This is a genomic window from Chromobacterium alticapitis (genome assembly GCF_002924365.1).
GTDB classification, from domain to species: domain Bacteria; phylum Pseudomonadota; class Gammaproteobacteria; order Burkholderiales; family Chromobacteriaceae; genus Chromobacterium; species Chromobacterium alticapitis.
The window spans coordinates 1-11,165 of the sequence record NZ_PQWB01000197.1; the positions used below are offsets into that span (position 1 = coordinate 1).

The following is an 11,165-nucleotide window of genomic DNA, read 5'->3' on the forward strand; positions in this document are numbered from 1 at the left end:
TCCGATACGACAAATTGAAGTGCAACTATGAGAGCGTGGTCGCCATGGCGTGCGCATACCTATGGTTGCCTATGTGAAACGTCAACAGCCCCTAGCAGTTGGCTATCCGCGCCACACAAGCGCTTCAGAAGGTCTTCGACATCAGGAAGCCGGCGCCGAACCACAAACCCACGGTCATCAACGGCTCCGCCAACTTGGGTTTCAACAGCATCAGCGGCGCGCGGAAACGCACCCTCACCGGCCACAATAGCGGAATGCCTGCCGGCGTCAGCCAATCTCCCACCAGATGCGAGGCGTAGCCCACGCACAGGCCCAGCACCAGCGGCATGGCGTGCCCCAGGCCTATGCCCCAATCGCGCAGGCAGGCGGCGCTAGCGTAGAACACGCCGACCACGGCGAACAGGCTGTGAGTGATGCCGCGGTGGCCAAACAGATAGGCCACAGGCCGGGACAGAAAGGGAATGCGCCGGCCCAGCCAGCTCTTGGGATGGTCTATGTCCGGCAGCAGCGAGCCAGCCAGCCCGCCGGCCAGCAGCAATACCGCCATCATGCCCGGCAGATGCAGGATCATCGCCGCCGAAACCGCGCAAAAGGCGCCGAACGCGATATGGGTGCCCACCATCATGGCGCCACCGCCTCGCGGAAATTGTCAGTCATTTTTATTGTCGCCTTTGCGGCCTGTTGCTTCTCGTTGCCTCGCCGCGCCGCGCGCGGGCGCTCATGCTACTGCAGCCGGGGCCAGGAAGCAAAACCGGGGAAGAAAACCCCAGTGTGCCGCGCGGCTGGCACGCCATCCCGGCGACATGCGTCAGCGCGGGCGAACAGCCCTGAATAGACGCCAACTAGCATGAAAAAGAACGAAAAAACAGACATCCGGCGGCCAAGCGGCCGCCGGAAACACAGCCGACAATCCTTTCATTCTTGCCGCGCCCTCCCGGACGCTAGACCTGGAATTGCGCGACAGAGGAGCGCAGGCTGCCGGTCACTTCCTCGATGCGCTGGATGCTCTCCGATGCCTGAGTGGCGGCCACGGCGTTGCCGGACGCCACCTGGGCGATCTTCTCCACATGGCGGGCGATGTCCTGACTGGCCGTGCCCTGCTCCTGCAGCGCGTGCGAAATGTCGTTGACCACCTGCACCACCTGGCTCGCGCTGCCGTGTATGCGCTGGATCAGCTCGCCGCCCTCTTCCGCCAAGCCCAGGCCCGTCCGCACCCGCGCCACCGTCTCACTCATATTCTGACGCGACAAGTCCGAACTGGCCTGGATCTCGCTGATCATTTCCGCGGTCTGCTCGGTAGCCTTGGCCGTGCGTTCGGACAGCTTGCGCACCTCGTCCGCCACCACAGCGAAGCCGCGGCCGCTCTCTCCTGCGCGCGCGGCCTCGATCGCGGCGTTCAGCGCCAGTAGATTGGTCTGATCCGCAATGTCCTTGATCACCTGCATGATGCTGGAAATGGTGGCGGTCTTGCTGGCCAACTCGGCTATGGCCGCATCCGTCATGTCCACCGTCTCGCTGATGCCCTGCATTTCCGCCACCGCCTTGGCGATCACCTCGCTGCCGGAGGCGGACAGCTGGCCGGAATCCTGCGACACGCTGCGCGCGTCCACCGCGTGCTGGGCGATATGGTTAATGCTGACCGTCAACTGCTCCACCGAAGCGGCCATCGCCGCCGCGCCTTCGCTCTGGCCCTGGGAGTTGTCCGCCACCATGCGCGCGCCGCCCACCACACCGGCGTTCAAGCGGCCCAGTTCGTCCGCGTCGCGCATGATTTCGCCCACCAACCGCCGCAGTTGCCCTTGCATCTCGCGGATATGCGCGAGCAAGCTGTCGCCGTCGCCGGATTCCAATTTGATTTCCCTATCCAGCTTGCCGCCGGATATCTCGCGCACGATGGCCGCCGCCTCAGACGGCTCCGCGCCCAGCTCGCGCATCACGCTGCGATACACCCACCAGCCCAGCGACAAGCTCACCACCACGAACAGCAGCACCTGCCCGCCCACGCTGAACAGCTGGCGCATCAGCGCCGCATTCACGTCGTCGAGATACAAGCCGGTGCCCAAAATCCAGCCCCAGCGGCCCGAGGTCTGGAAATAGGCCAGCTTGGGCTGCGGCTCCGCCAAGCCCGGCTTGGCCCAAACGTATTGCACATAGCCTTTGCCGCCGCCTGCCCTCACGGCCTGCTCGAACATCGCGCCGATATCAACGCCGGCGCCATCTTTGACGCCGTGCATATTGCGCCCCACCAGCTTGGGATTCATGCCGTGGGCCAGCCAGTTCAAATCCTTGTCCAGCGTGAAGAAATATTCATTGCCGTCGAAGCGCAGCCGGGTCAGCTCCAGCAAAGCCAAGCGCTTGGCCTCCGCCTCCGGCATCCGGCCGGCGGCGGCCTCCTCCTCGTGCCTCGCCACCAGGCTGTCCGCCGTCTCCACCTGGTTGCGCAGCAACTCCTGGCGATCCGACAGCATTTGCTGCCGCAAAGCGTTCATCAACAAGGCTCCCAGGATGCACACCAGCACAATGCCCCCGACCGTCTGCAGCAATAAGCGCCTCTTCAATGAAATGGTACCCGCCATTATTCCATCCGCTTGGTCTGTAAGGAAAACAGCACAATAGCGCACCTTATTATTCATTTTCAATATTCTTTTTGGTTTTATTGACCCATGTCATTTTTCACGCTGATCCAAGAGCCTTGTGTGGCAAGGGTGCCAGCGCAAAGCCGGCCCAGCCTCCGCGCGGGGAACCACCTGGCGAAAAGCGCCATAGCTCAGCGAGTTGAGGCTGCGGTCTTGGACAAATCCACGTCAATGGCAAGCACGCCCATCGCTACGAGTCCCTTGACGATGCGCCCAGTGGATTCGCCAGGCCCGGCATGCAGTCCCGAAAACACGCGTTGCCGATACATGAGAATGCGACCGCCGCCGCAAATGGAAACCGCCTCGGCGGCGAATGGGAACAGCGGCAAGCCGCGATCAGGCGTTTGCCAAAGCCGCCCGGCCTCGCCAGCGGTGCTAGCTGTCCAGAAGAGACGCCATCGCATAGCGCCGTCCACGGCCATGCAACAATAAGCAGCCCAAGCGGCCACTTCCTCGCAACGCATTGCAATTGAGTCATGACACGTCTGGCAATATTTTGGGAAGAATACCTACCCAGCCGCAACAAAATCGCAACGGCCTAATTTCAGGCGAATGCAAGTTGCATTCTGCATCGAAACATCCGCTCCACTTCTTCAAAATCATTCCAATGCGACAATATCCAGGCCATAATTGTTAAATTTTTTAACAATTTAAATATATAAATTACATTTCAGACATGAAAACCACCCTCACTTCCAGCGCGCTCGCCTGTTCGTTGCTGCTATCCGCCTGCGGCGGCGGCTCCGACAACAACGATAGCGCCGCTCAAACACCCGCGGCCCATACCAACACCATTCAGAGCATCAGCGGGACTGCGGCTGTCGGCTCGCCGTTGGCGAATGCTCAAATCACGGTCAAGAATATCCAGGGCCAGGTCGTCAAGACTTTCCAAACCGACGCCAACGGCGGATTCAGCAACATTAATTTGGACAATGCCGCCGCGCCCTTGCTGTTGGAAGCCCGCGGCGTCGCCAATGACGCCCCGCAATTGTTGCACTCCGTCGCCTCGGCCAATGGCGTGGTCAACATCACGCCTTTGACCGAAGCCATCGTCACGCTGGCCAGCGGAAAAGACGCGGGATCATGCTTTGTCACGGCAGGCGACTGCGCCCCGACGCTTACCGCTGACGCTTTGCGCCAAAGCCAGGCCAACCTCAAGGCAGCGCTAGCCACGCTCAGCCAAACCTTGCAGCTGGAAGACAAGTCCGATTGGATCGCCACCTCCTTCAAGCCGAATAAAACGGGTCACGACAAGCTGCTGGAGTTAGTGGATATCGCTGCCGGAGATCAGGCGGGCACGCTGATAATCAGGAGCAAATTGGGCGGCAACACGGTTGATGTCAGCCGGTAGCAAAAACCTGCCCCCATCGCGCTGCCCGCGGATGGCATGCCAGATATCGCAAGCCTGGATGTTCTGGCGCGGCAACTGACGGAAGTCTACAAAACCGAGGACGGCCAAACAGATCGCATGAGCGCGCTGCTAAGCGAGGATTTCAACTATTCCGGCATGAATGCCAGCCAATACCTGAATCATGTGGTATCTCCTCATTCAAACCTGTTCGCAGGCACTCGCATCAGTCGGATACACTTATTGAGCTGTGAAAACGCCAACCGTTGCGAAGTTTCCATAGCCGGCGATGATGGGAAACATCTGGCGGACTACGTTGTCATTAAGGTAGACAAGGACTGGCTGATCGCGGGCAACGACTATCCTGTAAACATGTTTGTTGGCTCGTCGGCTCAAGCGCATCACCAAATTGATCGCCAATCGCAAAAAGATGCTGTCAGCTATGCGGCCGACTTTACGCTGAGTATCTCTAAACAAGCTCGTACCAGCTCAGGAATAACCGTTCGCAGCGCGCAACTGCGGTAAACAATCAAGCGCTGCTGTCATTGACGGAAAACGCCCGCTGCAATGGCATCCTGTCAGCAAACGGTCCCAGCTACGGCTCGCAAGACGACTGCGCCGGCAAGTTCAACCTTCCTGAAGACAAGATCCTCCAGATCAATCAAGCCATGCGCAGTGGCCAAGTGAAAGTCCGTCTATTCGCCCAAGCTGACTTCAGTCAACCGCTGGCCAAGGACATCATGGTTAGGCAACCGCTGTTCGCGCCTAGCAAGCTGAGCGACCGCGCCTTTGCCAAACTGAGCAACGCCAGCGTGACCACGCTGCTCAACGCCAATCTCTCCAGCGATATCCAGCTTGCCTGGACCAGCCCTGCCGGGGCGGAGATCAGTTTCGTTATCTTGGGCATGTCCAGCCAGAAAAATCACAGAAGCGAATCTCTCTCCCGCAAAGACATGGTTCGCGGCTCGGCCAACCCTTTGGCATTCAGCGGACAATTCAACCAAAGCAAACGAAGCCAGCCAGAAGCTTATGACACACTGCATTCCACGCTGTATGGCACAGATGGCCTGGGTCGTACCGTTGCCAGCTTCTACGACATCAAATAAGCCAGCATTGCAATGGGCGCCTCGTTCGAGGCGCCCATTTTTGGCATGAACCATCATGCAGAAACGAAGCCGCATATCGCGCTTGGCAGACCTGCCTTGCTCCTACAACAGGCTGACTACAAAAAGTCCGCCAGGCTCTCCGTGGCTCACTTCTTTCGTTTCTGATCCAGCAACGCAGACGCCGCCCGCAGCGCATTCTCGATGTGCAGGCGTGAAAAATTGCTCAATTGCGGACATTGCTTAAGAAAATCCTGCTTTTCCTGATAAAAGCTGATGAGCTCCATAGTGGATTTGTTGCTCAATACGCTTTCCCATTTACCAACGCCATATTGATCGCGATTGGCGCGATCAAAGTCGCTGCAAATATCCGCGTGCGCGGCAGCAGCCATCGCCAGCAATATGAACACGGCAATTATTTTTTTCATCATCACGTCTCGAAGCAATCGTCAGCGGCAGTCCGGAACATCTCGGCTTTCATCTACGCGGGTCCATTTTTGCCAATACCAGCGGACAAACTTTGCGATGCGGCGCATGGTGCTTCCTAAATAATTTCAAATAGAGAATTTTGACACGAAAATTATGCTCAAGTTCCTGCCACCTCGCCTGGCCGGCAATTGGGACCGCTCTATGCCGGCAAGTGGCGTGAACGCCGCGCCGGAGACGCGGCGACATGGGCTCCTCATGCGTTTTGCAGCACGCGGCTATCAATGACATCCCATAATGCAGCCAAAGCATCAAGGAAAGCATCGATGCCGGCTTCGATCAAAGGCCTGGTTTCAACATTGAGCGCTCCTGCAATGGCTAACCGCACATTCTGTTCATGCTGCTGCTCGGCCCCGCACTCGCCCCAGTGATCGAACAAGTAGTGCATCTCGGGATCATCCAGGCCAAGGCCGTAATGGCCGGAGTCGATTAGCGCCCGCTTCTCTCCGGGAATCAGCGAGCGGTTGGAAATCAGCTCCAGCGCGAAGGCGATGCCCAGATTGCGCAGCGTGCTTTCCGGGTCCGTCCGGTCGCGTTGCCGGAAGATGGCTATCGCCTCCCGCGCTTGCCGCGTCAAGCCGCTGGCGCGGTCATAACCCGGCAAGCCGCCCAGCAACTGGTCAGAATAACGCTTGAGCCCCGCTTCCACCGCCGACTGGCCCTCCAGATCGTCGAAAACCACGCTGCCCGCGCCGAGATTGACGATATGGCCGGCCATCCGCGCCAGATCCGGGCCATGCCCTTGCTCGGAGTCGGCGATTTCCGCCATCAACTCGGCCTGCCTCGTCAAACCCAGTTTGCGCAGGCCCTGAGGAAACGCCAAGCCCGGCCGGGTAGCTGCGCAGAAATTCTGCATCTGATGGAACAGCGCGCCTGACTGCGCCGCCGACAGCGGCGCGGCCGCCCAACGCCTGAACATGGGGTGATCGAACACCCGATGCCGCATCACTCTGTCAGTCAAGCCATTGATTGCCAAATCCAAATCATTCATGTCGCACTCCTCGTCAACGCCCGCTTGCCCAGGCGTCAGAAATAACGACGGCTGGACAGCTCATCCGGCACCAGATAACCCAGTCGCCGGATATGGCCCCGGATGTCGTCGCGATACAGATCACGCAGCTGGCCGTTGCTGTGCCGGCGCAGCCCCCATCTCACCGCCAGTTCGCTGCGCCGAGAGTCCGAGCGGCCAAACATGTCCATCGCCATCGGGTACAGTCTGTCCAGCGCCTCTTGCGCTCGCTGCCTCGCCTCCGGCTCTGCGGATGCGCGGCGCATCAGCAAAGCGCCGTGGCTGAAATGCCTGGCTTCTTCCCTGAGCACCGCCAACGCCTCCGCGCGCAACGGCAAATAGCTGCTCTCCGTCATTTCCTTGATCTGGTAATGGCCTTCCAGCTCGCATAGAAAGCTGAAGGCCGCGCGCTCTTCCCAATTACGAAAATCAGTGGTCATGCTCTCCGCCGCAAAATATGTGCGCTCCTCCTTTTTCTGCCTCAGCATCGGCGAAGTATCGACATCCAAATCCGCCAGCAGGCGTGAAAAACGGCGGTAATGGTCCACCTCTTCCGCGGCGAACTGAACGCACAGATAGCGCTCATCGGCATCAGGCGCCAATGGGTAAAAGGCTTCAAGATACGTGTCGCCCGCGCTTAGCTCACCCTCCCCATTGGCCAACAACTGATGCACCAGCGTCTCTCGATACTCGCCCGGCAAGGACGCGATCGCCTCCAGGCCCACGCCTTGCGCATTGATAATGTTTTCCATCGTGCTTTCCTTTTCCCGGAATGGACAATAGCCAATACCCCCAGATAGCCGCGCAAGCGCGCTCACTGGACACATGGAATCGCAATTGGAAACAGGCAAGCGCCTGTTGGCGGGAGAACATGCCCTGCGAAGCAGGGCCTACCCGTTGATGGCACCCACTCCCGCCGCCGCCTCAGGGCGCGAGATAGGTCAGAGTATGGTGCGATAGCACCTGGCCAGCCTTGTCTGAGATAGTGGCCGTGCCATAGGTGACGCGCCGGCCGCTTTTCATCACGTCGGCGCGGCAATACACGTCGGCTTGCGCCGCGCGCAAAAAATTGGTTTTCATCTCCAGCGTGACGATGGGAGCGTCAACCCCCAATTCCGTCATGGCCGCCAACCAGAAAGCGGTATCCGCCAGCGTCATCAAGCAACCACCCTGGATGATGCCGCCGGGGCGGTAAAACTGCGGCTGAGCGGGCAGCGCCAGCGTTACCGATCCAGGACGCACCTCGACTACCTGATAACTCCATATGGCTGCAAAAGGCGACTCCTGCAAAACCTTGACTGCCTGCGCAACGGTCTCCAGCAGCAAAGGCGGCTTCTCCATGGAATGCTCCATATAGATACGGTTGTAATTTTCAATTACTGGAGAAGATTATATTCATCAAAATAGATAAACAAGCGAACTTTAGGCACACATCTCATTTAGCCACAGTTATTTAGGACAGTTTTATTGCAGCCATATGTGGCGTCAGGCGCGCCGGCCAAACTCCGGAACGCGACAAGGCGAGAAAAACAGGATGGTTTCTTGGCGCGCCCTATCAGATTCAATCCAAAGAATGAAATACCTTTCTTGAAAATTCATTTGTCATTCCGCGGCGCATGTCTTAATTTTCCCAGGCCTTCAGGCAACCAACCCTTCCGGAGACCGTGATGAATCTGAAAGCTTTCAAAATAATGTTTGCCGCCGCTGCCCTCGCCGTCGCATCCGCCGCCAGCCATGCTGCCCCCATCGTCACCCTTTCTAGCCCGCTTGCCCTGCAGACCAGCAACGGCCACTACTTGACGGCAGTGAACGGCGGCGGCTTGGGCGGCCCCAACAGCGGCCCATACGCCGTCGCGCTGCACTCCGACGCCAAAGCCAAGGGCGCATGGGAAACCCTCTACCTGGTACAGCTGGCCAACGGCCGCGTCGCCTTCCGCACCACCACCGGCTACTACCTGACAGCAATAAATGGCGGCGGCATGGGCGGCCCCAATAGCAGCGCCAGTCCTTTCCACACCGACGCCACCTGGGCCAGCGCCTGGGAACGCTTCCAACTGGAATTTGACCCGGCCAGCAATACTTACGCGCTGAAAACCGCGAATGGCAACTACGTCACCTTCGTCAACAACGGCGGAATCGGCGGCGCAAATAATGTTCCTGTCCATAGCGATGCCCGGGCCGCCAACGATTGGGAATCGTTCACCCTGGTGCCGCTGAACAATTAAACAGGCAGCTGCCGCGCATTCATGCCCATCCGGGCGCGCCGTCCGAGCGCGACGCGCCCATCCAGGCCAACCTTCCTAGCAGATAAGGAATCGGCAATCTGTAAAAGATAGGCCCGCATCAACCTAGCGATCGCTCATCTACGAAGCGGACGCACATGAGCCTGAATTAGCGCGCGGGCCAGCCCCAAAGGGTAGCCCCGCCCTCTGCGATTCGCTCAGGGGCTGATCGCGAAGAACACGAAAGAGGCGAAAATCACCAGATGCACGATGCCCTGCAAAATCGTGGTGCGCCCCACCGATAGCGACAAGGAGCACGCCACCAGCGTCAGCAACAGGAAGATGGTTTCCTTGTTTTCCAAGCCCAGGATCAGCGGCTCGCCCCTGAACACGAAAATCATCGCCACCGTGGGAATGGTCAAGCCTATGGAGGCCAACGCAGAGCCCAAAGCCAGATTCAAGCTGGTCTGCACCCGGTCCGCCCTCGCCGCGTTGGCTGCGGCCAGCCCCTCCGGCAACAGCACCAAGGACGCGATGATAATGCCCACCACAGCCGCCGGCGCGCCGGCATTCACCACAAAACTTTCAATCGACGGCGACAGCAGCTTGGCCAGCGTCACCACCGCGACCAAGCACATCAGCAGCATCGCCACGGCAAGCATGGCCACCTTGTTGGATGGCGGCGGCGCATGCTCATTTTCATCATGACTGCCATCGGCCAGAAAATAATCGCGATGGCGAATGGTTTGCACAAACACAAAAGCGCCGTACAACACCAGCGACACCACGCCGGTAAACGCCAACTGCGAAGACGACAGCAACGGGCCCGGCTGGCTGGTGCCATAGTTGGGCAGCACCAGCGCCAATACCGAAATCGCCGCCAACACGGTCAAAGCCGCCTTGGCGCCGCTGAGCTGGAAATTCTGCTCGCGATGGCGCAAGCCGCCCAGCAGCAGGCAAATGCCCAGAATGCCGTTGCAAGTGATCATGATGGCGGAAAAAATGGTGTCCCGCGCCAGCGCCAGCTTCTCCTCCCCCCCGCCCAGCATGAAGGAGATAATCAGCGCCACCTCGATCACCGTCACCGCCAGCGCCAAGATCAGCGTGCCGAAAGGCTCGCCCACCTTATGCGCCACCACCTCGGCGTGATGCACCGCAGCGAAAACCGTTCCCGCCAGCAAAACCGCCAGCAGCGTCAAATAGAAAGCATTACCACCCGCCGCCGATGATGCTGCAATGGCAGCCCAGGCCAAGACAGGAGCTGCAATGGTCCAGCGCGGAATCGTGTTATGGGTCAATGGATTTCCTTATTGTTGGCGAACCGCCGCATGACTCGCCCGACCAAGACTTGGCCGGGATATGGCGGGCAACCGTTCTGGGAGAGCAATCGAGAAACCTGCATGAAGGCTGCATCAAGCCATAGCATAGCAGCATTAGATGAATAGACCACGACACCGCCAGCGGGTTCAGGCTTTCCTTTGAGGTTAAGGCTGACGAGAAACTTCAGCAAAAAGATCGCGAGCATGGTTCATGCAGGCCAAGCCGCGCGACCAGCCCGCCAAGAAATCTTGATGGAATAGGTCACTGAGGGTAAATATGACTTTCCTTTGCGACTGCGCGTGGGAAATTGCGCGTAGACTAGCCGCCCCATCCGTGCATGAGCAGAACACTCCATGAATTCCATGAGCTTCAAGCAGGTCGATGTTTTCAGTTCCACTCCCCTTAAGGGCAACCCGGTGTGAGTACACGGCGGCGCCGTCCGAACACAGGATGGCATCGCTATCCACCAAGGGGGCTAAAGCCGCTGCCACATGAGCGCCATTGAGCCTCTTCAGCTTGAAATCCGCCGTATGCCCCTCTCGGTCCCGCACCACCATGATGGGAATCTGATCCGGTCCGGTTCCCCGGGTTTGGCCAACGCCACCCCGCTGGCGCGACACGCGTGGGAGGTGTCGCTGCCCTTTGAATGATTCCAGGATGAAGGTCTCATCCACTTCGACAATCCCCCGGGTCTGCGTCGCCAGGTGATCTGATGCGCAATGCAAGAAGCGATGGCGCCACAAGAAAGCCGTGTTTTTGCTGATGCCGCACGCGCGCGCCGCGGCCCGCACGGTCAAGCCATCCTGCAGCGCTTGGGCATAGCTCAGCCAGCGATCGGCCTTGCGCAATTTGGCCAATGGACTGCCCGACAAGGCATTGCAGGTCCGGTGGCACTGTTTGCAGCGATAACGCCGCAGGCCTCGGCTCCAGCCCCATAGCGCCAACTGGTTGGCCTCGGCCTGGCAGTGTGGGCAAGCCGTCAGGTCGGGCAAGGCGTCCTGAACGGCGTCATGGTGAGTGGGGTGCTTGAGAGCGGAGGAC

11 protein-coding genes and 1 pseudogene are annotated in these 11,165 nt (G+C 59.1%); 4 read left to right on the plus strand and 8 right to left on the minus strand.

Annotated elements, in window-relative coordinates:
• Positions 1–124 precede the first annotated feature (124 nt).
• The gene (locus C2I19_RS21315; RefSeq protein WP_103904574.1) at positions 125–625 is read right to left on the minus strand and encodes a metal-dependent hydrolase; all 501 of its coding nucleotides are present in this window, start codon (positions 623–625) and stop codon (positions 125–127) included.
• A gap of 316 nt (positions 626–941) precedes the next feature.
• The gene (locus tag C2I19_RS21320) at positions 942–2,543 is read right to left on the minus strand and encodes a methyl-accepting chemotaxis protein (protein WP_233201320.1); all 1,602 of its coding nucleotides are present in this window, start codon (positions 2,541–2,543) and stop codon (positions 942–944) included.
• Between the two features lie 769 nt (positions 2,544–3,312).
• Here C2I19_RS21320 and C2I19_RS21330 point away from each other — a divergent pair.
• From C2I19_RS21330 to C2I19_RS21340, 3 genes are read left to right on the plus strand one after another with little or no spacing between them, the layout of a single operon-like run.
• Positions 3,313–3,987, plus strand: a complete 675-nt coding sequence (locus tag C2I19_RS21330; RefSeq protein ID WP_103904577.1) for a carboxypeptidase-like regulatory domain-containing protein — start codon at positions 3,313–3,315, stop codon at positions 3,985–3,987.
• A gap of 36 nt (positions 3,988–4,023) precedes the next feature.
• A complete protein-coding gene (locus C2I19_RS21335) occupies positions 4,024–4,509 on the plus strand; it encodes a hypothetical protein (RefSeq protein WP_103904578.1) in 486 nt (161 codons plus the stop codon).
• 20 nt (positions 4,510–4,529) lie between these two features.
• Positions 4,530–5,090, plus strand: coding sequence for a hypothetical protein (locus tag C2I19_RS21340; protein ID WP_103904579.1), 561 nt, complete (start codon positions 4,530–4,532; stop codon positions 5,088–5,090).
• Positions 5,091–5,236: 146 nt separating this feature from the next.
• Here C2I19_RS21340 and C2I19_RS21345 read toward each other — a convergent pair whose 3' ends face one another.
• The 4 genes from C2I19_RS21345 to C2I19_RS21360 form a co-directional block, all read right to left on the minus strand.
• Positions 5,237–5,518: a hypothetical protein gene (locus tag C2I19_RS21345; protein WP_146056920.1), complete on the minus strand. Its 282-nt coding sequence runs from the start codon at positions 5,516–5,518 to the stop codon at positions 5,237–5,239.
• A gap of 251 nt (positions 5,519–5,769) precedes the next feature.
• The gene (locus tag C2I19_RS21350; protein ID WP_233201321.1) at positions 5,770–6,342 is read right to left on the minus strand and encodes a hypothetical protein; all 573 of its coding nucleotides are present in this window, start codon (positions 6,340–6,342) and stop codon (positions 5,770–5,772) included.
• Between the two features lie 257 nt (positions 6,343–6,599).
• Positions 6,600–7,334, minus strand: coding sequence for a Phenylacetic acid catabolic protein (locus tag C2I19_RS21355; protein ID WP_103904582.1), 735 nt, complete (start codon positions 7,332–7,334; stop codon positions 6,600–6,602).
• Between the two features lie 172 nt (positions 7,335–7,506).
• Positions 7,507–7,908 (minus strand): PaaI family thioesterase, encoded by a 402-nt coding sequence (locus tag C2I19_RS21360; RefSeq protein WP_233201322.1) that lies wholly within the window; start codon positions 7,906–7,908, stop codon positions 7,507–7,509.
• A gap of 341 nt (positions 7,909–8,249) precedes the next feature.
• Between C2I19_RS21360 and C2I19_RS21365 the strand changes: the two genes are divergently transcribed.
• On the plus strand, positions 8,250–8,807 hold the full coding sequence (locus C2I19_RS21365; RefSeq protein ID WP_103904583.1) for a fascin domain-containing protein: 558 nt from the start codon (positions 8,250–8,252) through the stop codon (positions 8,805–8,807).
• 215 nt (positions 8,808–9,022) lie between these two features.
• Here the strand turns inward: C2I19_RS21365 and C2I19_RS21370 are convergent, their stop codons facing one another.
• Together C2I19_RS21370 and C2I19_RS21375 are read right to left on the minus strand one after the other, a co-directional pair.
• Positions 9,023–10,102, minus strand: coding sequence for a calcium:cation antiporter (locus C2I19_RS21370; RefSeq protein ID WP_103904584.1), 1,080 nt, complete (start codon positions 10,100–10,102; stop codon positions 9,023–9,025).
• 441 nt (positions 10,103–10,543) lie between these two features.
• Positions 10,544–11,165: pseudogene (locus C2I19_RS21375) on the minus strand (IS1595 family transposase); the annotation flags it as partial.